At 35.4% G+C, this 26,485-nt stretch carries 25 protein-coding genes and 2 pseudogenes; 16 read left to right on the top strand and 11 right to left on the bottom strand.

What is annotated here, in order from left to right; genetic code table 11:
- The first annotated feature begins 162 nt into the window (after positions 1-162).
- Entirely contained in the window at positions 163-2,532 is a 2,370-nt protein-coding gene (locus QWZ06_RS23205) for an outer membrane beta-barrel family protein (RefSeq protein WP_290301493.1), read from the top strand.
- Positions 2,533-2,640: 108 nt separating this feature from the next.
- Positions 2,641-4,505 (top strand): annotated as a pseudogene (locus QWZ06_RS23210) (M1 family metallopeptidase).
- 33 nt (positions 4,506-4,538) lie between these two features.
- On the opposite strand, the gene QWZ06_RS23215 reads toward QWZ06_RS23210, so the two are convergent.
- From QWZ06_RS23215 to clpB, 11 genes and pseudogenes are all read right to left on the bottom strand, one after another.
- Complete coding sequence (locus QWZ06_RS23215; protein WP_290301495.1) at positions 4,539-4,733, bottom strand: hypothetical protein; 195 nt, start codon at positions 4,731-4,733, stop codon at positions 4,539-4,541.
- A complete protein-coding gene (locus tag QWZ06_RS23220; protein ID WP_290301497.1) occupies positions 4,730-5,923 on the bottom strand; it encodes a phosphatase PAP2 family protein in 1,194 nt (397 codons plus the stop codon). The genes QWZ06_RS23215 and QWZ06_RS23220 overlap by 4 nt, the downstream gene beginning before the upstream one ends.
- A 109-nt stretch (positions 5,924-6,032) precedes the next feature.
- A complete protein-coding gene (locus QWZ06_RS23225; RefSeq protein ID WP_290301499.1) occupies positions 6,033-7,052 on the bottom strand; it encodes a zinc metalloprotease in 1,020 nt (339 codons plus the stop codon).
- Between the two features lie 395 nt (positions 7,053-7,447).
- On the bottom strand, positions 7,448-8,467 hold the full coding sequence (locus tag QWZ06_RS23230; protein ID WP_290301500.1) for a zinc metalloprotease: 1,020 nt from the start codon (positions 8,465-8,467) through the stop codon (positions 7,448-7,450).
- A gap of 246 nt (positions 8,468-8,713) precedes the next feature.
- Positions 8,714-9,355 (bottom strand): response regulator transcription factor, encoded by a 642-nt coding sequence (locus tag QWZ06_RS23235; protein WP_290301502.1) that lies wholly within the window; start codon positions 9,353-9,355, stop codon positions 8,714-8,716.
- Positions 9,352-10,137 carry a sensor histidine kinase gene (locus tag QWZ06_RS23240; protein ID WP_290301504.1) on the bottom strand — a complete coding sequence of 262 codons (786 nt, stop codon included), beginning with the start codon at positions 10,135-10,137 and terminating at the stop codon, positions 9,352-9,354. The genes QWZ06_RS23235 and QWZ06_RS23240 overlap by 4 nt, the downstream gene beginning before the upstream one ends.
- The gene (locus QWZ06_RS23245) at positions 10,119-10,763 is read right to left on the bottom strand and encodes a hypothetical protein (RefSeq protein ID WP_290301505.1); all 645 of its coding nucleotides are present in this window, start codon (positions 10,761-10,763) and stop codon (positions 10,119-10,121) included. The genes QWZ06_RS23240 and QWZ06_RS23245 overlap by 19 nt, the downstream gene beginning before the upstream one ends.
- Positions 10,764-10,792: 29 nt before the next feature.
- Positions 10,793-11,353, bottom strand: a complete 561-nt coding sequence (locus QWZ06_RS23250) for a hypothetical protein (RefSeq protein ID WP_290301506.1) — start codon at positions 11,351-11,353, stop codon at positions 10,793-10,795.
- Positions 11,354-11,509: 156 nt separating this feature from the next.
- A complete protein-coding gene (locus QWZ06_RS23255) occupies positions 11,510-11,662 on the bottom strand; it encodes a hypothetical protein (protein ID WP_290301508.1) in 153 nt (50 codons plus the stop codon).
- A gap of 132 nt (positions 11,663-11,794) precedes the next feature.
- Complete coding sequence (locus tag QWZ06_RS23260) at positions 11,795-12,193, bottom strand: hypothetical protein (RefSeq protein WP_290301511.1); 399 nt, start codon at positions 12,191-12,193, stop codon at positions 11,795-11,797.
- A 106-nt stretch (positions 12,194-12,299) separates the two neighbouring features.
- Positions 12,300-14,892, bottom strand: a pseudogene (gene clpB, locus QWZ06_RS23265) (ATP-dependent chaperone ClpB).
- Between the two features lie 245 nt (positions 14,893-15,137).
- Here clpB and QWZ06_RS23270 point away from each other — a divergent pair.
- The 14 genes from QWZ06_RS23270 (at position 15,138) to pcaF (ending at position 26,388) form a co-directional block, all read left to right on the top strand.
- On the top strand, positions 15,138-15,833 hold the full coding sequence (locus tag QWZ06_RS23270; RefSeq protein ID WP_290301513.1) for a TetR/AcrR family transcriptional regulator: 696 nt from the start codon (positions 15,138-15,140) through the stop codon (positions 15,831-15,833).
- 270 nt (positions 15,834-16,103) lie between these two features.
- The gene (locus QWZ06_RS23275; protein WP_290301514.1) at positions 16,104-17,420 is read left to right on the top strand and encodes a phenylacetate--CoA ligase family protein; all 1,317 of its coding nucleotides are present in this window, start codon (positions 16,104-16,106) and stop codon (positions 17,418-17,420) included.
- Entirely contained in the window at positions 17,420-17,881 is a 462-nt protein-coding gene (locus tag QWZ06_RS23280) for an FAD-binding oxidoreductase (RefSeq protein ID WP_290301517.1), read from the top strand. The genes QWZ06_RS23275 and QWZ06_RS23280 overlap by 1 nt, the downstream gene beginning before the upstream one ends.
- Complete coding sequence (locus QWZ06_RS23285) at positions 17,878-18,504, top strand: 2Fe-2S iron-sulfur cluster-binding protein (protein WP_290301518.1); 627 nt, start codon at positions 17,878-17,880, stop codon at positions 18,502-18,504. The genes QWZ06_RS23280 and QWZ06_RS23285 overlap by 4 nt, the downstream gene beginning before the upstream one ends.
- Before the next feature lie 86 nt (positions 18,505-18,590).
- Positions 18,591-19,529, top strand: a complete 939-nt coding sequence (gene paaA, locus QWZ06_RS23290) for a 1,2-phenylacetyl-CoA epoxidase subunit PaaA (RefSeq protein ID WP_290301519.1) — start codon at positions 18,591-18,593, stop codon at positions 19,527-19,529.
- Between the two features lie 123 nt (positions 19,530-19,652).
- Positions 19,653-19,934 carry a 1,2-phenylacetyl-CoA epoxidase subunit PaaB gene (gene paaB, locus QWZ06_RS23295; RefSeq protein WP_034679196.1) on the top strand — a complete coding sequence of 94 codons (282 nt, stop codon included), beginning with the start codon at positions 19,653-19,655 and terminating at the stop codon, positions 19,932-19,934.
- Positions 19,935-20,084: 150 nt separating this feature from the next.
- Complete coding sequence (paaC, locus tag QWZ06_RS23300; protein WP_290301524.1) at positions 20,085-20,783, top strand: 1,2-phenylacetyl-CoA epoxidase subunit PaaC; 699 nt, start codon at positions 20,085-20,087, stop codon at positions 20,781-20,783.
- A 15-nt stretch (positions 20,784-20,798) separates the two neighbouring features.
- Complete coding sequence (locus tag QWZ06_RS23305; protein WP_290301525.1) at positions 20,799-21,599, top strand: alpha/beta hydrolase; 801 nt, start codon at positions 20,799-20,801, stop codon at positions 21,597-21,599.
- A gap of 3 nt (positions 21,600-21,602) precedes the next feature.
- On the top strand, positions 21,603-22,067 hold the full coding sequence (gene paaD / locus QWZ06_RS23310; RefSeq protein WP_290301526.1) for a 1,2-phenylacetyl-CoA epoxidase subunit PaaD: 465 nt from the start codon (positions 21,603-21,605) through the stop codon (positions 22,065-22,067).
- 157 nt (positions 22,068-22,224) lie between these two features.
- Complete coding sequence (locus QWZ06_RS23315; protein WP_290301528.1) at positions 22,225-23,025, top strand: enoyl-CoA hydratase-related protein; 801 nt, start codon at positions 22,225-22,227, stop codon at positions 23,023-23,025.
- Positions 23,026-23,118: 93 nt separating this feature from the next.
- Entirely contained in the window at positions 23,119-24,246 is a 1,128-nt protein-coding gene (locus QWZ06_RS23320) for a 3-hydroxyacyl-CoA dehydrogenase NAD-binding domain-containing protein (protein WP_290301529.1), read from the top strand.
- A 94-nt stretch (positions 24,247-24,340) separates the two neighbouring features.
- A complete protein-coding gene (locus QWZ06_RS23325; protein WP_290301530.1) occupies positions 24,341-24,655 on the top strand; it encodes a hypothetical protein in 315 nt (104 codons plus the stop codon).
- Positions 24,656-24,660: 5 nt separating this feature from the next.
- Positions 24,661-25,074: a PaaI family thioesterase gene (locus QWZ06_RS23330; protein ID WP_290301531.1), complete on the top strand. Its 414-nt coding sequence runs from the start codon at positions 24,661-24,663 to the stop codon at positions 25,072-25,074.
- Between the two features lie 108 nt (positions 25,075-25,182).
- Positions 25,183-26,388 (top strand): 3-oxoadipyl-CoA thiolase, encoded by a 1,206-nt coding sequence (pcaF, locus tag QWZ06_RS23335; protein ID WP_290301532.1) that lies wholly within the window; start codon positions 25,183-25,185, stop codon positions 26,386-26,388.
- Positions 26,389-26,485: the final 97 nt, after the last annotated feature.

Below are 26,485 nucleotides of genomic sequence, written 5' to 3' on the forward strand. Positions count from 1 at the left end.
TATTGTAAAAGCCTGAATTTTTGATTCAGGCTTTTCATTTTTAAAGCAAAAAGGTCGTTAACCCATCATTAACCTTCTATTAACCGAAATTCTCCTGTTCAATATAGATTTTTGTACTGTAAATACAAGAGGTGATATGATATCATTCTTAAAAATATGACCATGAACAAAACTCTTCTTTTTCTGTGCTTTCCCATAATGATGATGGCTCAAAAACAAAAAATTGCAGGTACGGTGATGAACACCGAAAATGAAAAACTTTCAGCAGTGAATGTAATCCTTTACAATTCCAGAAATGAATTAATTAAAGAATTAAAAACTGATGGAAATGGAGGTTTCATGCTGGAAGATATCAAAGAACAAAATATAAAGCTGGTGATAAAGAATAATGGATATTCTTTATTTGAAAAGAATCTGGATTTGGAAAAGCCTGAAGCGTTACAAATTATTCTAAGAAAAGAAACGAAAGAGATCGAAGGAGTGGTCATGACTAAACGAAAACCGTTGATCAAAAGAAAAATTGACCGTCTTGAATTTAATGTGGAGAATAGTAATATTTCATCACTCAATGCATGGGAAATTTTAAAGAATACCCCGAATGTAGCTGTAAATAATAATGTTCTCACAGTAAAAGGGAGTGCAGGGATTTTGGTAACAATCAATGATAAAAAAGTAATGCTGACTGGCGATGAACTTAAAAATCTTTTGGAAAATACGCAGGGAGACGAAGTGAAATCTGTAGAAGTGATTACCAATCCACCTGCAAAATACGAAGCTTCAGGAAGTGCAGTGCTTAATATTGTTATGAAAAAGAACAAAATTGAAGGCTATCGTGGAATTTTGTCTTCAAAATATATTCAAACGCAATATGCAAAGGCTGTTTTCGGACTGTCTCAATATTATAAGAAGGATAAGCTCTCCGTTATGGCAAGCTATTATAAGGGAATGGGAACCTATCTCCGTGAAGGATCTGACTATGTTTATTATCCCGAAAGCCAGACCAGATGGGTGAGTACGATGAATAGGAAGGATAAAAACACTAACCAGAATACTCTGAATTTTAATGTGGAATACGAATTGGACAGTTTGACCAATTTGAGCCTCAACTATTCAGGGTATTTTTCTCCAAAATCTCATGGAATCTACGATGTGCCTACCGCCATCTACAACAATCAGGAAGTCATAGAATCTCATTATAGAACCCTGAACGATCATGAATCAAGTTCCATTAATAATTCTCTTAGCTTTCAGGTAGATCGAAAGTTGAATAAAAAGAGCAATCTATCCTGGGTCAATTATTTTACCAGCAACAATGCCAAAAAATACCAGAATGTAGCCACCCATTTAAATTTTGCAGGCGAGGCTCCCAGAGAAGAAAATTTCATGACCCAAAATAAAGCCGATGTGCAGCTGTATTCTACTCAACTGGATTATCAATGGAAAGGGGAAAAACTAGAACTGGAATCAGGAGCAAAGTATAGTTTTGTAAAGACAAAAAGTACGCTTGATTTCTCTGACAATGAAAATGGATTTATAGAATACAGACCTGAAAAAAGCAGTATTTTTGATTATAAAGAATATAATTTTGCCTTGTATTCTTCTCTAGCATACAATATAGGAAAATGGAGCTTTAAAGGTGGGCTTCGTGCGGAAATGACAGACCTCGAAGGAGTTGTTTCTGAACCTTATGAGCAAAATAAAAGTAACTACTGGAGCTTTTTTCCTACTTTTTATGCACAATACACCACCGAAAATAAACATGAGTTTGGTTTTTCCTATGGCAAAAGAATCAGCAGACCTAATTATTCATGGCTGAATCCGGCAAAGTCTTATTATAATCTGTTCTCTTATTTTCAGGGAGATCCACAATTGAAGGCAACCATTATTCATAATCTTAACCTTTCTTATTCCTGGAAAGACTGGCATCTTGATCTGTATTACCGTAAAGAATTATATCCATCTATGGAAATCTCTTATCAGGTGCCGGAAACCAATAATGTAGTTTACCATTTTACCAATATTGAAAAAGGACAGGCATTTGGACTAAGCTTGTACAAAAATGTCCAGATAAAACCCTGGTGGAATATAGTAGTCTCTGAAAACCTGGAACACAACGAAAATTATTTTAATGGAGTAGATGGTATTCTGCATCAGAATAAGGTTTGGAATTTGATGTCTAATATCTCTGCCAATTTTACATTAGATAAAACTAGTGATTGGAAAATGGAAATGGGACATCGCTATTATTCGCCGGGGGTTCAGGGGCCTTTCAGGATTTCTGCTACCTGGTCTGCTTATTTTGTAATGAATCGAAAGTTCTTTAATAAAAAGCTGGAAGCATCATTTTTTGTCAATGATATCTTTAGAACAATGGGGCAGAAAGTAGTTACCAAATATGCCAATCAGGATAATTATTTCCTGGATTATTCGGATACTCAAGGGGTCACATTATCTCTTAAATATAACTTTGGAAACCAAGCTGTGAAGAACGCAAAAACGATTAGAAAAACATCAGAACAGGAGAGGCTTTAGAATGTTTTAAATAAAAAAGCAATTACCATAAAACATTATTATAAAAGAAATTACTACTTGGTGTTACATTTTCGCTATTTTTGATACTTATCTTAAAAAGAGATCATTATGAAGCGAATTTTTTCCGGAATGTTGGTGGTTGTGTCTTTGTTGCAACTTTCCGCTCAGGAATTATATATGCCGAGAAATATTAAAAGAGCCTATGAGAAAGGAACCCGTGATATTTCAGGGGCACCGGGTAAAAACTATTGGCAGAATAAAGGAACTTACAATGTTGATGTAAAAGTAGATGCCAATACGAAGGTCGTTTCCGGAAAAGAAACAATTGTTTATACCAATAACAGCCCGGATAATCTGAATGAATTGGCAATTAGATTTGTGAATAATCTGCACAAACCGGAGTCTCCAAGATCCGGATCGGTTTCCAAAGATTTCCTGTCCACAGGGCTTAAGATTAAATCATTTATTGTAAATGGTGAAAAATATGATATCAATAGTGATGATTGGGGAACTGTTGAAAAAGTAAAACTAAAGTCAGCTCTAAAATCAAAATCAAAAGCTGAGGTTAAAATTGAATGGGAATATCCGCTTTCTGTACAAAGTGGGAGAGAAGGTCAGATTGATCCGGAAACATTCTATGTAGCGTATTCTTTCCCAAGAATTTCTGTATATGATGATTATAATGGATGGGATATGCTTCCACATTCCGACAGACAGGAATTTTATAATGATTTTAATGACTATAGTTTTGCCATCACTGCACCAAAGAATTATGTAGTATGGGCAACCGGAGATTTCCTGAACCCGGAATCTGTTCTTCAGCCTGAATATTTGAAAAGATATAAAGCTTCATTGAAAAGTGATAAGCTAATGCAAATTGCTAGCGAACAGGAAATGAAGTCCGGAAAAGTAACCCAGCAGAATAAATGGAATATCTGGAAATTTAAAGCCAATCATATTACAGATTTCTGTTTTGCTTTGAGTAACCATTATGTATGGGATGCGGCAAGCGTTCAATTGAAAACCAAAAGAGCAAGTGTTCAGGCAGGATATAAAGCAGGAGCTAAAGATTTTGAACATTATGTAGACTGGATGCGCTATAACCTGGACTGGTTTTCTAAAAACTGGCCGGGAGTAGAATATCCATATAATGTAATGACGGCTATTCAAGGGTATGCAGATATGGAATACCCAATGATGATTAATGATACAAGTATCCCTGATGATCTTCAGGATGCAAGACTTACTGCAGATCATGAAATTGCTCACACTTATTTCCCTTTCTATATGGGAATTAATGAAACAAGATATGCCTTTATGGATGAGGGTTGGGCAACTACTTGGAATATTTAATTGGAATTGATGAGAATGGTGAAGCGAAAGCTAAAGATTTCTATAAAAACTTCCGTGTGAAAAGATGGATCAATGACCCGTCAGCGGAACAGGATCAGCCGATTATTACCATGAGTACACAAGTAAGTGGTTCCGGATATGGAAACAATTCATATGTGAAGTCATCCTTATCTTATCTGGCATTAAAGGATTATCTGGGAGATGAGTTATTTAAAAAAGCATTACATCACTATATGAATAACTGGAACGGAAAACATCCGGTTCCATGGGATTATTTTAATTCTATGAGTACGGGTTCAGGAAAAAACCTGAGCTGGTTCTTCCAAAATTGGTTTTATACCAATAATTATATTGATTTAAAAGTGGCCGGAGCCTCTCAAATGAATGATTTGCTTACTGTGAATGTAGCAAATATAGGAGGGTTCGCCATTCCGTTTGATGCAGTATTATCTTATGAAGATGGGACTACAGAAAAATTACATTTTTCACCATCTGTGTGGGAAAAAGATCAAAAGATAGCTGATCTTGTGATTCCTATCAAGAAAAAAGTGAAATCTGTACAGCTGGATGGTGATATTTTCATGGATTATACACCGGGAGATAACAGTAAAACTTTATAAAATGAAAGCCTTCAGATTTGAAGGCTTTTTATTTTAAAAAAATGCGGTTAATCTTAAACCAAGGGTAATATAACTTATCTTTTCTTTAGCAATAAGATTATTCAATTGCTGATCCAGCTCTGCACTTTCTTTGATTTCATCGCTAAAGTGATAACGGATGGTAGAATTGATCAGGTTATAATCCGTATAGAAAGTAAGACCTAATCCAGGATTAAACTTATAAGTCATAGAGGCTCCTGTATTCCAACGGAAAGAAGGTTTCGGTTTGTACCTGGCGATCTGAAGTTCATGATTAGGAGCATCAATATTATCCCCTTTACAAATACTTTTCCGCTCGCGGTAGCTGCGTAGCCTCCCGTTACTTTTAAAGTAAGCTGCCATTTATCAGAGAATTCATGAGAGAAATAAGGACCGATACCTGCTGACAAAAAGCCCATAGATTGAGTCTTGACCTCATGGTCACCAAAATCCTGTCCATCATCAAAAGTAATTCTTTGAGATTTAATAGGAAAACTACTGAAAGTGACATCTGCACCTACTCCCCATTTTTTAGAGAAGAAATAGGCACCTTCTATTCCGCCTTCAAAACCAACTTGTTTTTTATCATCCAATTCAGATTCTCTCAGGAAGTTGGTGGTACCTAATGCCGTACCCATTTTCAATGCAAGGAAGGAAGGATAATCATTTCCTTGTATTCTGGATAAAATACTTAAATTATCTCCCTTGTTCTTATAAATTTTATCAATAAAGAAATATCCAAGTTCTGTAGATATAATTCCGATTCCCGCCCCAGCAAGAATATCAGGAACCCAGTGTCTGTTATTTAAGTTTCGTCCAAGTCCTGTAATCGTAGCAGAACCATATCCGGCAATACTGTAAGCCGGATTTACCATCCCATATTCTTTATGCAAAAAGCTGGCATTGGTAAAAGCCATGGCAGCATGTCCTGATGGAAAAGAGTTGTTTTTAGATCCATCCGGACGTTCAACTTTTGTCGTATATTTAAGAGAATTCACAAGGATTCCCATGATCACCAAGCTGGCACCATAAGATAAAGTAGCTCTTCCAATATTGTTTCTTCCTTTTACACCTCCCAATTTCAGTCCATAAACGGCTACGGCAGGTGCATATTGAAGATAATCATCATATTTTACCTTGAAGTTGGGGAGGAATCGGTTTCTGACCTCACGGATATTTTCTTTTTCTCCCCATGTTGCAGCAGCGGCAGTAAAAAGAATGGCTGGGGCCACAGATTTTTTTACCCATTCCTTCTTGAAAAATGGCGCAGACTCTTTTATGGGTGTGTTGGTGTTGATTAAAGCAATATCCTGCTTAAGGTTTCGAGATTGGATTGTATCCTGTGCTTTATAACTATATAAATGCAGTAAAATCCCTGATGCTAGGGCTATTTTTTTCATCGTTGTGATCCTGAAATTTAATATCGTGTAAAAATATAAAAAAAATCTATCCCAAAAATTGAGATAGACTATTTTAATAAATTTATAATATTTCAGCTGATATTATTAATTATCTTAACCCAGCTCTTGGTCCGGATGCGGATACTACAGCCTGCATTCTTGTTTTTTGATTAGCAGAAAACATATACATGGACTTGTCATCTACATAATCCATATAATTCATAAACATTTGAGAACGGCTTACTCCACCACAAACTCTGTTCAAAGGATATGTTGGATTTCCGTAATTAGGACCTGGAGAAGTTGGAGTGTCATTAGAGTAATCTGTTTGGCAGCCTGCATCAGATGATCCCCAAAGGTGTGGAAGGTTTAAGTAATGGCCTACTTCATGCGTTACTGTTCTTCCTAAGTTGAACGGAGCTGAAGCGCCAGTTTTTCCTATATATTGATAACCTATCACAAGACCGTCATACCACTGTCCTGCATGTTCCGGATAATAAGCATAACCTAAAGTTCCAGGCTGGCTATTTTCGTCCAGAATTGAATTAACAACCCATATATTCAAATTTTTATTTACATCAGTAGCATCTATTCCACCGGTACTTGCTTTCTTCATCTGCTCAAGATCAGATCTCCAGCCTGTTTTTGAATTCTGTTTACGGTTAGTAGCCACTAATTTGAAACGGATTTTTACATCACCTGCTGCTGAAGGTTGAAATGCTGAAGGAATCTTGGTAACGTCAGTGTTGGTAGCACCATAATCAGCATTCAAAACAGCAATTTGTTCAGCGATTCTTGCATCGGAAACATTTTGGGTTGAAGTATTGTAGATCACGTTAAAAACAACCGGGATTTCAACGGTTCCATCTGCAAGTACTTTTCCAAATTTAATATTTTCTGCAAATTTTTCAGTACCGAATTCAATATCGGCTATTTTTTGTTTAAGTGCAGGGTTTTTCAGAAGCATTGCTTGTCTTATTTCTTCAGACGGACATTTTCTCTGGGTAGCGGTTGAAGCAGTAGGAGAAGCTTCTGAATTCATTGAGGATTCATTTTGATTGGTAATGCTGTCATTATTACAGGCTGACATAAAGCTCAGAATCAGAGCTCCTAAAAAGAGTTTTTTCATATCGTTATAATATAATGTGGTTGAGGGTATGAAATTATATCATTTAAAATTAATATGCAAGTTTTTTATCCAAAAGCTTGATAAATGTTTATTTTATCTACGTTTTAATTGAATATATTTCAATATAATTACATTTGTTTTGTGTTTTAATTAATTATTGATTATTGTTTTATATTTCCCTTTTAAGTGTGTTTTTAAGTGAAAATAAATTATATTTCTTGATTATTTGTAGAATATTTTTCGCAATGAATCAATCAATGAAATAGCTTTAAATGAGAGTTGTAATTATTGATTTTTTTATCTTATTCTTCTTAGTGTATGGTTTTGATGTGGGGGAAATAAAAAAAACTATCTCAATTTGAGATAGTTTTTAAAAATTTTTAAAAAATGGATTTTTAATTAACTCTTAATCCAGCTCTTAGTCCATTAGCTGCTACTACAGATTGCATTTTTGTTTTTTGCCCTGCAGTAAACATATATAATGATTTGTCATTAGAGTAGTCCATGTAATTCATAAACATTACAGATCTCTTCACACCATAACATGTATTGTAAAGTGGATAAGTTGGGTTGCCAGTATTAGCAGTTGTTTGGGTAGGAGTATCTGCAATCAAATCATCTCCACAAGTTTTATCTCCCCAAATGTGTCTAAGTCCCATATAATGTCCTACTTCGTGAGTAGCTGTTCTTCCTAAGTTAAAATTAGCGGATGTTCCGGTTTTACCAAAAAATGGAGCTGCTATTACGACACCATCTTTCCATGTACCAGAATCTTCAGGCCATGATGAGAAACCAAGGACATCTCCTTTAGTGTCTGGCATACGCCCCACTACCCAAATATTGAAGTTGTTTGTGGTGTTCGTAGCATCAATTCCTCCTGTAGATGCTCTCTTCATCGTACTGTTGTTAACATCTGTTGGTCCCCATGATGATTTTGTAGTCGATTTTCTAACCGTATTCACTAGTTTGAATCTTACCTTTACATCACCTGCTTTTACTCCTTGAAACTCTGTAGGTATTTTTGAAACATCAGTGTTTGTTCCACCATAATCAGCATTTAATACGGCAATCTGTTCTGCAATTCTTGTATCTGATACATTCTCAGCAGTTGTACTGTATAGTACATTCACTACTACAGGGATCTCAACAGTTCCGTCGGCTAGAACTTTTCCCATAGCCATATTTTTGGCAAAATTTGTCGCATTAGCTTCAAAATCAGCAACTTTTTGTCTTAATGCCGGATCGTTTTTTAAGGCTTCATTTCTCATTTCTTCTGAAGGACAATTTCTTTGTGTAGCACTGAGAGGAGAAGAAGCTTCTGAATTCATTGGTGTTTCATTTTGGTTGTTTACGCTGTCATTATTACAGGCAGACATTAATCCCAGAGCAAGAGCTCCAAATAATAGTTTTTTCATATCGCTTTTAAATTTTGAGAATGTGAAATTATATTATTTGAAATTGATGTGCAAATTATTTTGCATTTTATTTAAATTATTCTCAATCAATAGAGGTTTTAATTGAGTATTATTTATTTAAAATAGCGTTGTATTGAATTTTAGTTAAAATTGAATATATTTGATATATTTCACAATTATGTGGGTTGGGTGAAATAAAAAAATTCTATAACGAATTATTTTTATAGAATTTTTTTAATATTATTATTAGCTGGCAAAGCCATTTTTAATGGCAAAAACGGCTAGTCCAACACGGGTTTTTAAATCCAGTTTTTCACATAATTGGTCTCGATAGCTCTCAACTGTTCTGGGACTGCAGCACATTCTATCTGCTATCTCTTTATAACTTAGCTCAGTGACTGTATATTTCAGGAATTCTTTTTCCCGTTCGGATATTTTTATAGAGATTTCGGATTCATTAGCTTTGTTGAGATTGGAAAAGATAATCTTTGAAGCCCATTCGGGGTAAAAGAATCCGTCCGTATTTAGCCTTATTAAAGCTGTTTCCAGATCTTTTGGGTGGGTATTTTTTAAAAGATATCCCTTTGCTCCGTTTTTGATCATTTTAATCACACTATTATCATCGCCCTGCATACTCAATGCCATTATTTTGATATCCGGGTGATTCTTGGTAACCCAGGCGGCTGTTTCAAAACCATCCATCACGGGCATGCTGACATCCATAAGAATGATATCCGGAATCTTATTTCCCTCTTCAAATTTTTGAATCAGATCTTTGCCGCTATCACAGACATAGATAACCTCAAATTCACTGAAGTTACCAATAATCCCTTCCAGGGCTTTAGCTATAAGTATATGATCATCAACAATTACAATTGTTTTTTTCATGGTTGCTTTTTTAAAATAATATTAAGTTGGGTGCCTACATTTTTTTTACTCTCAAGAAGGAAGTCGGCACCGATAATTTCAGCCCTGTTTTTCATATTGGTAAGACCGATACCGTTGGATTTTGTACGAGCAGTATCAAACCCAATCCCGTCATCACGAATAGTGAGTTCCCAAAGAATACTTTCAGAAGTATCTAAACTGATCAAGATATTTTTGCAATGAGAATGTTTTATACTGTTTTGAATAAATTCCTGAGTGATCCTGAGCAGAAGATTTTTATGTACAAAACCCAAATCCAGCTGATCAAAATTATGTTCGAAGCTGATAAGGCATTTCTTCAATGAATTGGTATTGTCAACTTCTTCCTGAATTAAAGTAATGATTTCTTTTTGACTGATATTATCATCCGTCAGCGTTTTTGAAAGGCTTCGCAAATCCTGTAAAGATTGATTGATGATTTGTGAAACCTGGTCAATTCTTTCGTTGGCCTCCGGAACTTTGTTCTCATAAAGCATTTGTTGAACATATAGACTCACAAGGGTTAGTTTTTGTCCGATATTGTCATGCAGTTCCCGCCCAATTTGCTGCATGGTAGCCTGTTGGATCTCCAGTTGAGTAGACAGTAGTTCCCTCTGGTGAATTTCATTTTTCATTTCGATCTCATTAAGATATTCTTTTTTACGCTGCCTGTAGTTTCTGATATAGATAGCTACTGCAACGGCAAACATTACAAAGAATGTATTGAAAAGAATGATTGTGACTATTAATTCTGCTTTCCCCATATAAATGAACTTGCGAATAAAATATACATTACAGCTCCGGACACCTGAAAATAAGCAAAATAAAGATCCCATATATCTCTATATTCCCAAAGAAGAGACATGAAGGTGAAAAATGGGAGCGTTCCTATATAAAAAAGAGTAATCCCCAGGTTGATATAAAACATCCTGTTCGTACTGAATTTTAGAATCTCCGTTGAGTTGACCTGCTTATAATATTCCATGACTACCAAAACCATTAAAAATAAGCAGCCTAAAGTATAATTTAAAGAATAAACAACCTTTTTTTCCATGAAAAGCGAAAGTTGTGGAATAAACGCAGCAAAATACAGTGCAGAAAATATATAGAACAACTTTGGTTTTTTCAGAGACTTTATAGCATACAGCCAATAAAAGTATATAAATTGCAATGGCATTACAAAATAGTTGTAAAAGATAATCCTATCGATACGAAGAGGTTTTTCTGCCCATTTCACAGAAGATTCGCACAAAAAAATAGCAATCAGGTACAAAGAAAAATACTTCCAATGCTGTTTTTTTATGCGGTTGAAATAAATAATGGAAACTAAAGCAGCTATTGCTTCTCCAGTATACATGAATTGTGAGAAAAACCTCTGAAATTCAGTCATTGCTTATAATAAAATTCTTTTAATTGATACTAGAACATTCCTCTGGAATTTCCCGGAGGAGATAATATTCCGCTATTTTCTCCTAACTCTCCAGGAGGTTCTTGTCCACGTGCAGTAAGGGCAAGATGGGGTGACTTTCTTTTTTTAGTCTGTAAAGTATGAAAATCACAATTGAAAATTTCCCCTTCATATTCTTTTTTCAAGGTAGGGATCATGACGAGAGTATGTCTTCCAGAGTATTCGTGTGGTACAGGGTGACTTTCCATCATATCCCAATTTTCAATTGTTGGATATGCAGCATAGTAAAATCTGATTCCCAAATCTTCAGGAGTATAATCAGGATTTATTTTACTGGCTTCCTGCTCCATCAGATTGATGAAATTTTTCAATTTAGGAAGATCAAACCATATCGAATTAGCGTCTTCTATTCCCATGGCTTTGTTGATAGCATTCATTTGATTCTCACGATAATTGTCAATAAGCGCCTTCATCAGCTCATTTGACATTATTCCTGATACAGCAGAATAGCGCTCATTAGTAGATTCTGTTTCATAACTTAGTTTTATAATGGAATATCCGTATTTCTGCAAATTTCGTAAAAAAATAAGTTATAAAATAGAATAGGGAATAGGGAATTATACTATTATTTTTTCCGTGTTTTTACGGGTTGCATATGAATGGGAAAAGGATGATGTAAAACTAATCGATTGTGTATAAAAAAAACGGAGAAAATTCTCCGCTTCTATTTAAATGCATCCATATTTTTTAGGATCTCTGCAGACCAGACCTGCTGTACAGCAAAGACCGGTAGGGCAATTCCAGAATTCGTCACATGCAATCATTGGAGGAAGAACTCCACCCGCGATTTTCTTTAACTCTTGTCTTTTTAACTTTTTCATACTGATTTTGTTTAAGTTATTAATTTGTTTGTATGATAAAGATAGTTATAATTCACTGGATTTTGATAAAAAATGAAAGGATAATAAATTTCTTAACCCCTGATGAATATATATATAGAAATAGAATATAGATTATTCATGTATCGGAATATCATAAATGCTAATCAGATGTAAGGCTTTATCATTAATTGTGATTTCGAGCCTGGAAGCTGTAACTATGTAAGAGACGAGCCACACCAGATTTCTGTCTGTGTTTTTATATTTTTTAACCTTCTTTTCAGCATTTTTGAAGAAGCTTATTAGCATTTCTTCTACCTGAATATCACTTATATGATCATTATTCTTTTTAATTTCTTGCAAAAGATATTTTCTTGCAAGCTTATCAGTAGCTGCAATGGCTTGGCTTTCATTGTGTTTGAACTCTTTATCTTTGCTGTTTTGGTGAGGCGGAATGGGCGGATAGTCTTTATTTTGGGCGCTGGAGAGAAACGAAAGCCCTAAAAATAAAAGAATAATTAGCTTTTTGTACATGATTATAATTTTACTCTAAATTATCGAAAAAAAATAAGTGCCGCAGATTTTCTCTACAGCACTTATCTACAAAAATTAATATATGAAAAAAAACTATTTTATTCTTTTATTGTTCAGTCGGTCTGAATACTAATCCTGTTTCCACAAAGTAATCCAGCGTAATTCTGTCACCATCATTTACATTTCCTGCAAGGATTTCTTTGGACAGTTTATTCAATACTTCCTGTTGAATAACTCTTTTTAAAGGTCGTGCTCCAAATGCCGGATCATATCCTTTATTCATCAGATAATCTACTGCATCCTGAGTGAAAGTCATGATGATATTACGTTTGGCTAACATCTCATTGAAGCCTCTCAACTGATACTGAACGATTTTTCCAATTTCTTTCTTTTTTAAAGGCTGGAACAGTACAATCTCATCAATTCTGTTCAGGAATTCCGGTCTTAATGTTTGCTTTAAAAGATCGAAAACCTGATCTTTGGTTTTATCCACAATCTCATCCTGATTTTCCTCAGTTAAGTTTTCAAAATTCTCCTGAATAAGGTGAGAACCTAAATTCGAGGTCATAATGATGATTGAATTTTTGAAATTTACTACACGGCCTTTATTATCTGTTAAACGACCGTCATCCAAAACCTGAAGCAAAGTGTTGAAAACATCAGGATGTGCTTTTTCAATCTCATCTAAAAGTACTACTGAATAAGGTCTTCTTCTTACGGCCTCAGTCAATTGCCCGCCCTCATCATATCCAACATATCCCGGAGGAGCTCCTACCAATCTGGAAACGCTGTGACGTTCCTGATATTCACTCATATCAATCCTGGTCATATTGTTTTCATCATCAAATAAGAATTCAGCTAATGCTTTTGCAAGCTCAGTTTTACCTACACCAGTTGTTCCTAAGAATAAGAAGGATCCGATTGGTTTTTTATCATCACTCAATCCGGCTCTGTTTCTTCTGATGGCATCCGCTACAGCTTCAATGGCTTCATCTTGTCCTACAACTCTATGATGAAGTTCTGTTTCCAGATGTAATAATTTATCTCTTTCAGATTGCAGTAACTTGGTGACAGGAATACCTGTCCATTTGCAATGACTTCAGAAATATTTTCAGAAGTTACTTCCTCTTTGATAAGCTCGTTCTGATGGTTCTGCATTTCCAGTTCCATTTTGGCTAGCTCATCTTCTTTTTCACGAAGTTTTCCATATTGGATTTCCGCTACTTTAGCATAGTCTCCGGTTCTGGAAGCTCTTTCGGCTTCTAATTTCAGAGATTCAATATCTTTTTTGATCTGAGTAAGATCTTCACTTTTTTGTTTTTCTTTCAGCCATTTTGCATTAATCTCATTTCTTTGTTCAGAAATTTTAGAGATATCTTCTTTTAAATGGTCAATCTTGGTTTGGTTGCCTTCTCTTGAAATGGCGGCTAACTCAATTTCCAACTGCATCAGTCTTCTGTCTAAAACATCCAGTTCTTCTGGTTTGGAATTGATTTCCATTCTTAGTTTAGCAGAAGCCTCGTCGATAAGGTCAATAGCTTTATCCGGTAAAAATCGGTCTGAAATATACCTTTGAGACATTTCTACAGCCGCAATAATCGCTTCATCTTTGATTCTTACCTTGTGGTGCGCTTCATATTTATCTTTAATTCCACGAAGAATGGAAATCGCAGATTCAGTATCCGGTTCTTCCACCATTACTTTCTGGAAACGTCTTTCTAGTGCTTTATCCTTTTCAAAATACTTTTGGTATTCATTTAAAGTGGTTGCTCCAATAGCTCTTAGCTCACCTCTTGCAAGGGCAGGCTTCAAAATGTTGGCAGCATCCATAGCGCCCTCACCACCACCAGCTCCTACTAAAGTGTGGATCTCATCAATGAAAAGAATGATTTGTCCATCCGATTTGATCACTTCATTCACAACAGATTTCAGACGCTCTTCAAATTCACCTTTATATTTGCCCCGGCGATCAATGCACCCATATCCAATGAATATAATGTTTTATCCATCAGGTTTTCCGGAACATCTCCATTAATAATTCTATGGGCAATTCCTTCAGCGATAGCCGTTTTACCTACACCTGGTTCCCCAATGAGGATAGGATTGTTTTTGGTTCTTCTGGAAAGGATCTGTAATACTCTTCTGATCTCTTCATCACGCCCGATTACCGGATCCAGTTTTCCTTCAGCAGCTAATTCGTTGAAGTTTTTAGCATATTTATTTAAAGATTGGTAAGTCTCTTCTGAACTTGCAGAAGTCGCTTTGCTTCCTTTTCTTAATTCTTTGATGGCTCCTTCCAATAATTTTTTGGTTACTCCCATATCTTTCAACATCTGAGAGACTTCAGAGCTTGTTTCTATTAAGGATAACCATAAATGTTCAATCGTTACATATTCATCACCCATTTTTTTAGCGATGTTAGGTGCATCCAGCAATACTTTGTTTGCTGATTGTGAAAGATAGATATTCCCTCCCTGTACTTTAGGAAGCTTTTCTAAATTTTCACGGTTTCGCTCTCTAACTAAATTGGCATCTGCTTCAGATTTCTTTAATAGGAAAGGCGATATATTTTCATCCACCTGGAAGATTCCTTCCAGTAAATGTTGAGGTTCTATTTGTTGGTTGCCAAATTCCATTGCAACTTGTTGAGCTGCCTGAATGGCTTCTTGTGATTTTACAGTATATTGGTTTAAGTTCATATTTTCTATATTTTTGGTAATGATTCGTTTAAAGTTCAGTTTAAAAAAACATCAAGAAACTAAATTTTAAGGCTCAGTTTCTTAATGCCTATCAATTATTTAATCATGTAATCGATGACTGTATCGCAAAAATCGTTCAATTATTAAATTTACAAAAAATTAGGACAAAATTTCCGGATTATGTATTTTTAACGATAATTTAACTTGACAAAATTTCCGATTCTTTATAATTTTCTTTGAAGTTGATGAGCAATTCGTCAGTTCAGAGAAGAAAAATATTGAAACGGAATTTGGATATCAACGAATTTGCTAGATTGCAACTCTCAATTTATTTCAGAATAACTACTTTTGCATTTTTACAGATGGAACTTAAAGAAAAACAAAGGAAAATATTAGACGTAGCAGTAGAGCTTTTCAAGGAGAAAGGCTATATGGGGAGCTCGGTAAGAGATCTGGCTACGAAGCTTAATATCAAAGCAGCATCGCTGTATGCACACATCCGTTCAAAGGAAGAAATTCTGGAATGGGTTTGTTTTGGTATTGCACAGGAGTTTTTCGATGAGCTTCAGAAAGTAAAAAATACGAATATTGCTCCAAGGGAAAAACTAGATCTGTTTTTGGATAAACATTTATCGGTTGTTCTTAAAAACCGTGATGTTACCCACATTTATTCTATAGAATGGAGACATCTGGAAGAAAGGCTTCCAGAATTCATAGAGCTAAGAAAGAATTATCAACAGGAAGTGGAACAACTGATTTCCGAAATCTATCAGGCAGAAAATTGGGAATTGAAGTCCCCATCATTTACGACAAGATTCATTCTTCATACTCTAAATAATTCGTATTTCTGGTTCAAAAGAAGTAGTGATTCTACTGATGAAATCACTGAGGAAATAAGGGATAAGATTCTTTTTGGACTTCTAGGGAACCAAAATAAATAAAATATTCTCTGTCATTATTTCAATTTAACTAACACATTAGTTAACATTCCGAACTCCACTTCGTTCCGCTCTGAATGACAATCAGTAAGGATATAAGTAATTGGTAAAGGTTCAAATATACCTTTTAATATTGCTATTGAGTCTATGGTCATTCCGTGCCATTTTCAAATCAGTTATTTAGAATCATTCAAAATATGACGAAAATCATAAAAATTTTGTCAGCTTCCAAAATCTTTTTAAATTTACACCTAACAAATGTTAGTTAGTTTTATGGATTTTTCAGTTGAATATCTGGAGCTGGGTCAATTGAGACAGCTTCAATCCGACCGGTTAGTAAATCTCATGGGTTATCTGAACGAGAGATCGGAATTTTATAGAAGAAAGTTTGATGAATTGCAGATCTCCCCACAGGATATAAGGTCAATTGAGGATATCACGAAACTTCCAATTACTTACAAACAGGACTTAAGAGACAATTATCCATTCGGTTTATTTACAGTTCCTAAAGATGAATTACAGAGAATTCACTGTTCAAGTGGAACTACGGGAAAACCAACAGTGGTGGGATATACTAAAGAAGATGTAAGCCTGTTCAGTGAAGTGGTGGCGAGATCACTACATGCTGCTGGTGCAAGGCCGGGAATGCAATTACATAACGCTTATGGTTATGGGATCTTTACAGGTGGATTAGGACTTCATTATGGTGCAGAAATGTTAGGAATGAGTGTTCTTCCTATTTCAGGAGGAATGACGGCCAGACAAGTGGATCTTATTGTAGATTTTAAGCCGGAAGTGATCTGCTGTTCTCCATCTTACGCTTTGACCATTGCGGATGAATTTGCTAAAAGAGGGATTTCTGCCGATGAAATAAGTTTAAAGTATGCCGTATTAGGATCAGAACCATGGACAGAGATTATCAGAGGTCATATCGAAGAAAGGTTAGGAGTTCATGCCACCAATATTTATGGATTGAGTGAAATTATTGGGCCAGGAGTTTCTATGGAAGATTTTGAAGAAAAAGGTGGAGCTTACATTTGGGAAGACCATTTTTATCCTGAGATCTTAGACCCAATTACGAAGCAGCCAGTTCCTTTCGGGGAAGAAGGGGTGTTGGTGATTACCACTTTAACAAAAAAAGCAATGCCACTTCTGCGTTATTGGACGAATGATATTACAAGTCTTTATTACGATGAAAATGCTAAACGAACATTGGTGAAAATGAAACCGATCATTGGCAGAGCAGATGATATGCTGATCGTAAGAGGAGTAAATGTATATCCAAGCCAGATTGAAGAGGCATTTTCTCATGTGAAAGGAGTGGTTCCCAATTATTATTTAACCCCAATTGAAAAAGAACATATGTGCGTAGCTTTGGATATTGATGTTGAAATTGATGATGAGCTTGTAAATGCTCAAAAAATTAAAGCAGATACCGATGATTATTTTAATTTTGTCGGAAGCTTCGGGAAAAATATTGAAAACGAAATCAAAAAGAGAGTAGGGATCACTACAAAGGTTAAAGTGCACGCCCAGGATAGCCTGCCAAAATGCGAAGGTGGAAAAATTAATAGAATACTAAAAAAATAATGAATTCATTTTATAAACTTAAAACTGTAAAGGTTCAGAAGGATACTTCAGATGCGGTAAATGTTGCTGTAGAGATTCCTGAAGAATTGAAAGACAAGTTCAGGTTCAAACAAGGACAGTATCTTAATTTCCGAATGATGATCAACGGAAATGAAGAAAGACGTTCTTATTCTATCTGTAATGCTCCAAGTGAAAAAGGCAATACACTGGAAGTTTTGGTGAAATTGTTGGAAAACGGAAAAGTATCCGGGTATTTCAATGAACATCTTCATATGGATGAAATGTTGGAAGTAATGCCTCCAATGGGTGGTTTCAATACTTCCTATCACCCAACTAATGTGAAGACTTACGTAGGATTGGCTGCGGGAAGCGGAATTACTCCGGTTTGTCTAATATTAAAGAAAGTCTTTATCAGGAACCTAGCAGTAATGCTTATCTGTTTTACAGTAACAGAAGCATGAATCATGTTTTAAGAAAAGCTGAAATTGATAAGCTGGTGGAACAGTTCAACGGAAGGCTTAAAGTGATTTATCTGGTAAGCCGTGAAAAACATGAAGATCCGGTTTTTGAAGGAAGAATTTCTCCTGAAAAGTTAGATCAGTTGTTTGAAAGATATACAGAGGTTGATGTAAAAGAAGCTACTTATTTTATTTGTGGTCCTTCAGAAATGATCAAAGGGATTGCAGATTATTTAAAGAAAGATAAAAAAGTACCTGCTATTCAGGTTCTATTTGAATATTTCACAGCTCCCGATGAAGAGAATACAGAAGAAATGAGTGATGAATTCAAAGCTATTGCCAATATTGAAAGTATGGTGACAGTGATTATTGATGATGATGAATATTCATTCCACCTTAATTCCAAAAAAGAGAGTATCTTAGATAAAGCATTGAAAGACAATCTTCCTGTGCCTTTTGCTTGTAAAGGAGGAGTGTGTTGTACGTGTAAAGCGGAAGTTTTAGAAGGAGAAGTTTTTATGGAGAAAAACTACGCACTTACCGAAGACGAAGTCGCGAGAGGTTTCGTTCTTACCTGTCAATGTCACCCGACAACGAATGTGGTGATGCTTAATTATGATGTTTAAAAATTTAATGTAACAATGTAACAATTTACCAGTGTAATGATCATTGGTACATTGCTAGACTGATACATTGCTAAATTGAAAAAATTATGGACTTAGAAAAATTTGTTCAATACGTTCACGAAGAAAATAAAGTAGAACCTAAAGATGTAATGCCTGATGATTACAGGAAATTATTGGTTCGTCAGATTTCACAGCACGCCCATTCTGAAATTGTGGGAATGTTGCCGGAAGCAAACTGGATTTCCAGAGCGCCTTCATTGAGAAGAAAAATGGCTCTTCTGGCTAAAGTTCAGGATGAAGCAGGACATGGTTTATACCTTTACTCTGCGACTGAAACTTTAGGAAACGGAAGCATCAGAGCAGACAGAGATGCTACTTACGACGATATGTTGGAAGGAAAAGCAAAATACTCGAGTATCTTCAATTATCCAACATTAAGCTGGGCTGATATCGGTGCTATCGGTTGGTTGGTAGATGGTGCTGCCATCATGAATCAGGTAATGCTGATGGGAAATTCTTATGGTCCCTATTCAAGAGCAATGGTGAAGATCTGTAAAGAAGAATCTTTTCACCAAAGACAAGGGTATGAGATTTTAATGGCACTTTGCCGTGGTACCAAACAACAAAAAGAAATGGCTCAGGCCTCGTTAAATCGTTTTTGGTGGCCGGCTTTAATGATGTTTGGTCCTAATGATGACAGCTCACCAAACTCGAAAATTTCTATGAATTACCGAGTAAAAAGAGAAAGTAATGACAATCTTCGTCAAAGATTCATTGATGTTACTGTTTCTCAGGCTGAGTTCTTAGGATTAACGATTCCTGATAACGATTTGAAATGGAATGAGGAAAGACAACATTATGATTTTGGAGAGCTTCCGTGGGGAGAATTTATGGAAATCTTAAAAGGAAACGGCCCTTGTAATAAGAAGCGTATCGAAACCAAGAGAAAAGCACAAAGAGAAAACTCCTGGGTAAAAGAAGCGGCAATAGCTTTTGCAGAGAAACAACAAAAAGAAGTAATATAATTTGAAAATGTGCTAATTTGAAAATTTGAAAATGACTTTAACCACGTTATTTATGCTCAAATTTTCAATGAACACGATTCATCAATTTTCAAATTAACCAATTTTCAAATTTTCAAATTAATTATGGCAAATTTAGATATGTGGGAAGTGTTTATTCAGACTAAACCGGGATTATCTCACAAACATGTTGGAATTGTACAGGCACCAACAGCAGAAATGGCTTTGCAAAACGCAAGAGACGTTTATACAAGAAGAAAAGAAGGAACTTCTGTTTGGGTTGTTCCAAGTAAATATATAGTGACTTCAGAAGGAATAGATAAAGAAGCTTTCTTTGATCCTGCAGATGACAAACTATACCGTCACCCGACTTTCTACGATATTCCAAACGATGTAAAAAATATGTAATAAGACTTCGAGATAATAGACGAATAGATAAAAGACGTTAAAGTTTACCTATCTATTATCTATCCGTCTATTATCTATTGGTCTTCAAATCTATTAAACAATGAATCCATTATATAATTATTTATTAAACTTGCAGACGACAGTTTCATTATGGGACAGCGTTTATCTGCATGGTGTGGTGAAGGGCCTTACCTGGAGGAAGATATTGCATTGACAAATATTGCATTGGATGAACTTGGTCAGGCAAATAACTTTTACGTCTATGCTTCAAGAGTAATAGACAATGGTAAAAATGAAGATGATATCGCTTTCTTAAGATACGAGCACGAATATGTAAATGCACACTGGACAGAGCTTCCTAATGAAGACTATGCTCAGACGATTCTAAAGGTGTATGTTTTCTCTGTGTACCAGAAACTGATGTACGAAGCATTATCCAACTCAGCGAATGAAGAGTTGTCAGCCATTGCCCAAAAATCATTAAAAGAAGTAAGATATCATTATACTCACGCTGCATCCTGGATGAAAATCTTCGCTCAGGGAACAGAAGAAAGCCGTCAGCGTTTAGAGAAGGCGATCGAAGAAATCTGGGAATATACAAAAGGATTATTTGCCAAATCAGAAGGTGAAGATGATCTTGTTGTCTTGAATATTGTTCCTAATGTTGATGAGCTATACAAAGAGTTTGTAGCAATTACGGAAAAAGATTTCCAAAGTTTTGATTTGGAATATCCAACCAATCCGTTTATGCAACCAAAATCAAGAACAGGGTATCATACGGAATATTTCGGATTTATCCTTTGCGAGCTTCAGTATATGCAGAGAGCATATCCTGGGTGTACTTGGTAACAGGTCATGAGAAGGATGCTTCTTGGGATATTGATCTTTTTTCTTACAGCATATGTGATACTATGTGTGGGTGTTTATTTCTATCAGGAGAAAATTATCTTTTATCCTGAAAAATTACCTCAAAATTATAAGTTTAATTTTAGAGATGATTTTGAAGAAATAACAATAAGAACAAAAGACGATAAGAGTTTAAATTCAGTTTTATTTAAAGCTGAAGACCCCAAAGGAGTTATCTTTTATCTTCATGGAAATGGGGGATCAATTAAAGAATGGAGTGAGGTTGCTCAGCTATATAAGAGTATGAACTATGATACATTTATACTTGATTACAGAGGCTATGGAAAAAGTGAAGGTGAAATTAATAACAAAGCCCAGCTTTTTTCAGATATAGAAGAAGCTTACAGAGAACTTTTAAAAAGATATCCGGAGAACAAGATTATAATTTTAGGATACTCAGTAGGAACTGGACTAGCTGCAAAATTAGCATCGAACCATCATGCAAAATTATTGGTTTTACAAGCACCGTATTACAGTATGAAAGATGAAATGGATCAAAAATTTTCATTTCTACCTAAGTTTTTACTGAAATATAATTTTGAAACCAATGAATATTTAAAAACCGTTCCATCACCTGTTATTCTTTTTCATGGTGATCAAGATGAGGTCATTCATTATAATGCATCTTTGAAACTTAAAAAGAATTTTAAAAAAGGAGATAGTTTGATTGTATTAAAAGGTCAGGCTCATAACGGAATAACAGATAATTTGGACTATCAGAACTCAATGAAAACAATTCTTGATTCTGGTAAAAAATAGAATATGAATCAGCTTTTAGATTTATTAAAAACAATCCCAGACCCGGAAATTCCGGTGATTGATATTGTGGAATTAGGAATTGTAAGAGATGCACAGGTTACAGGAGAGAATTCCTGTGAGGTGATAATTACTCCTACATATTCCGCTTGCCCTGCAATGTTTACCATTGAAGAAGATATCATCAAAATGATGAAGGAAAATGGATGGGATGCCAAAGTAGTTACCAAAATGTTTCCGATTTGGACAACAGATTGGTTAACGGATGAAGCGAGAGAGAAACTTCGTGCTTTCGGAATTACACCGCCTGAAAAAGGAGCAGATGAACATCACATCGGGAAACCGAAAAAATGTCCACGCTGTGGTTCTGAGCATACCAAACAGATCAGTAGATTTGGGTCTACACTGTGTAAGGCATCTTATCAGTGTTTAGACTGTTTAGAACCTTTTGATTATTTTAAATGTCATTAACTTTAGTGTAATTATAAATCAAGATTTCAATTTCTCAATACAGTTTACGGACTATGCAAAACATAACGATGATAGGGCTAGATTGTTAAATTGTTAGACTGTTACATTAATTTATATTATTAAATTAGTGCATTGTTAAATATAAATTCAAAAAACTATGTATACACAACTCGATATTGAATCACACTTTGACGGAAAGCTTAAAATCGCGTTTCTTAATCAGCCTGAAACAATGAACGCTCTTACTAAGCCGGCTTTAGGAGATCTGAAAGATTTCATTAAAGAATGCAGTGAGGACGAAACGGTAAGATGCGTTGCTATTTCCGGAAGAGGAAGAGCTTTTTGTTCAGGACAGAATCTTGATGAAGCTTTTGTAGTAGGAAAAGAACACCATGATCATGACATCATCAGAAAAATTGTAGTAGATTATTACAATCCTCTCGTGACTGAAGTTACCCGTTGTAAAAAACCAGTTATTGCTTTGGTAAACGGACCTGCAGTAGGAGCTGGTGCGATGCTGGCATTGATCTGTGACTTTGTACTGGCAAACAACAAAGCTTACTTTGCTCAAGCATTTTCAAATATCGGTTTGATCCCTGATACAGGAGGTACTTATTTCTTACCGAAGCTTTTAGGTAGACAATTGGCTAACTATTTAGCATTTACAGGTAAAAAACTATCTGCAGAAGAATCTAAATCTTATGGTCTTGTGGCAGAAGTTTTCAGTGAAGAAGAATTTACTCCAAAGTCAATGGAAATCCTTGAGAGAATGGCCAATATGCCAACAGCAGCGCTTAAGTTGACGAAAAAGGCTTTTGCTCATTCTTATACAAACACATTAAAAGAACAGCTGGATCTGGAAGCCGATCTTCAACAAGAAGCAGCAGAAACAGAAGATTTCATAGAAGGTGTAAATGCCTTTTTACAGAAAAGAAAACCGGATTATAAAGGAAGGTAAAATTCGTATTAATGTATTCATGTAAAATGTATTGATGATTTTAAAACAGGTTTACATGAATACATTTTACATTAATACATTGTACAGATAAAAATGAATATTGGAATTATTGGGGCAGGAACCATGGGCGTTGGAATTGCTCAGGTAGCTGCAACAGCAGGATGCAAAGTCGTTTTATTCGATGCTAATGCTCCACAAATAGATAAAGCACTTACAGGTTTAGAGAAAACCCTTCAGAAATTAACTGAAAAAGGAAAGATCTCTCAGGAAAAAGCTGGAGAAATCAGAAACAATATCATAAAAGGTGAGGTATTGCAGGATTTAAAAGATTCTGATCTAGTTATCGAAGCGATCATTGAAAACAAAGATATCAAAACCAAGGTTTTTACAGAGCTTGAAACCTATGTTTCTGCAGACTGTATCATCGGTTCCAATACATCATCTATTTCTATCACCTCTCTTGGTGCAGAACTAAAGAAACCGGAACGTTTCATCGGAATCCACTTTTTCAATCCGGCTCCATTGATGCCTTTAGTAGAAGTGATTCCCTCTTTATTAACAGAAAAAACGTTAGCAGAAAAAATATATAACCTCATGAAAGACTGGGGGAAGATACCTGTTATTGCTAAAGATATTCCAGGGTTTATTGTAAATAGAATTGCCCGGCCATATTATGGCGAAGCATTAAGAATTGTAGAAGAAAACATTGCGACTCCTGAACAAGTGGATGAAGCAATGAAAACTCTTGGAAACTTCAAAATGGGACCTTTTGAATTAATGGATCTCATTGGAGTAGATGTAAATTTTGCCGTAACAACAACGGTTTATAAAGATTATTTCTACGATCCGAAATACAAGCCTTCTTTACTTCAACAAAGAATGTCTGAAGCTAAACTTCATGGCCGAAAAACAGGAAAAGGCTTTTATGACTACAGTGAAGGTGCTATAAAACCGGAAGCACAGAAAAACGATGCTCTTTATCAACAGATCTTTTTAAGAATTATTTCAATGCTAATCAATGAAGCTGTTGAAGCTAAAAGATTAGGTGTTGCCAATGACGAAGACATTGAACTGGCCATGCAGAAAGGAGTAAACTATCCAAAAGGATTATTAGGCTGGGGAGAGGAAATCGGATATTCAAAAATTTCTGAGACACTACAAGGTCTTTACAACGAATATCAGGAAGAAAGGTACAGACAAAGTCCTTTATTAAGTAAATGAATTAGATAATTTGAAAATGCGCCAATTTGAAAATTGATTATAACTGGTTTTCATTTTCAAATTTTCAGATTTATTTCATTTTCAAATTAATATTATGAATATAGAAGAATTCAGAGCAGAACTGGAAACAAGGCTTCTCATTGAAAAACAGTATTTAACTCAGGAAGCTTCTTCCATGGAGGGTCAGGAAAGACTTGAATTATTGGGGAAGTTTAATGAAAAATACAGAATGTTAATTCAAAGACTAGCCAATGAAAGCGGAATTGATTTAAACGCAATGTATGAAGCCGAAGATAGCTCAGGCAATTCCGATACGAACCTTTCATATGAACAGGTGATTTTAGGGAAAACGATGAGTGTTTACGATAAATTATCGGATGAATTATATGAAGAAATAACAAACGAATAGCAGAAATGAATCCAAGACAAGTTGCAGATTATATGTTCGATCAGGATTATTTTTCCCAATGGATGAATATTAAAATGATTGAAGTGAAAGAAAACTATTGCCTGATAGAAATGCCTATTAAAAAGGACATGCTGAATGGGCTTAAAACTGTTCATGGTGGGGTTACCTTTGCTTTTGCGGATTCAGCATTAGCATTTTCATCCAACAATACAGGAGATGCAGCGGTAGCTTTAAACTGTATCATCAATTTTACCAAAGCTGGAAAAGAAGGTGATGTGTTTAGAGCAGAAAGTGCCCTGGTCAACGATACCAGAAAAACAGCTGTTTATGATATTAAAATCACTAATCAAAACAATGAACTGATTGCCAAATTTGTGGGAACAGTCTATAAAATCGGAAAGAAAGTAACTGAATTATAAAGAATTTGAAAATTTGAAGATGTGGTAATTTGAAAGTTATTATACTCTTTAAATCTTACTATCAGATATTTTCAAATTTTCAAATTGACTCATTTTCAAATTAAAATTATGAACAACGTATACATCATAGACTATGTCAGAACTCCTATTTCAAAACTACAGGGAGGATTATCAGAAGTAAGAGCCGATGATTTGGCAGCCATTGTTATCAAAGAAGTGGTAGCAAGAAATCCTGAAGTTCCTGTAGAGGAAATTGAAGATGTGATCTTCGGATGTGCTAATCAGGCCGGAGAAGATAACAGAAACGTAGCTAGAATGGGGCTTTTATTGGCTGGGCTTCCTTATAAAATAGGAGGTGAGACGGTAAATAGATTGTGTGCTTCAGGAATGTCAGCGGTAGCCAATGCTTTCCGGTCAATTGCAGCTGGAGAAGGGGAAATTTATATTGCAGGCGGAGTAGAACATATGACGCGTTCTCCTTATGTAATGTCAAAGCCTACTGCAGCCTTCGGAAGAGACAGCCAAATGTATGATACCACTTTTGGATGGAGATTTGTAAATCCAAAAATGAAAGAAATGTATGGCGTTGACGGGATGGGTGAAACAGCTGAAAATCTTGCAGACCTTCACCAGATCAACAGAGAAGATCAGGATAAATTTGCCCTTTGGTCTCAGCAAAAAGCAACGAAAGCTCAGCAAAGCGGTAGATTGGCTGAAGAAATTGTAAAAGTTGAAATTCCTCAAAGAAAAGGAGATCCTATCGTTTTTGAAAAAGATGAGTTTATTAAACCAACATCTTCCATGGAAGGATTAGGAAAACTTCGCCCGGCTTTCAGAAAAGAAGGAACAGTAACGGCCGGAAATGCTTCAGGAATGAATGATGGAGCCGCAGCATTGATCTTAGCCAGTGAAGAAGCTGTTAAAAAATATGGATTAAAACCAAAAGCTAGAATCTTAGGATCTTCTGTAGCGGGTGTAGAACCAAGGATTATGGGAATTGGGCCTGTAGAAGCGACTCAAAAACTACTAAAGAGATTAAATCTATCTCTGAATGATATAGACATCATAGAATTAAATGAAGCTTTTGCAGCACAAGCCTTAGCGGTAACAAGAAGCTTAGGATTGCAAGATGACGATGCAAGAATAAATCCGAATGGAGGAGCAATTGCCATCGGTCACCCGCTAGGAGTTTCCGGAGCAAGAATCATTGGTTCTGCAGCTATAGAACTTCAGAAACAAGATAAAAAATATGCATTGTGTACCCTTTGTATCGGTGTTGGACAAGGATATGCAATGGTGATTGAAAAAGTATAAAACAATTTAAAAATGGAGTAATTTGAGAATTTGAAAATGTTTAGCGACATTATTAATTTTCAAATTAACTCATTCTCAAATTTTCAAATTTAAAAAT

The sequence above is a fragment of the Chryseobacterium tructae genome, assembly GCF_030409875.1.
Classification (GTDB): domain Bacteria; phylum Bacteroidota; class Bacteroidia; order Flavobacteriales; family Weeksellaceae; genus Chryseobacterium; species Chryseobacterium tructae.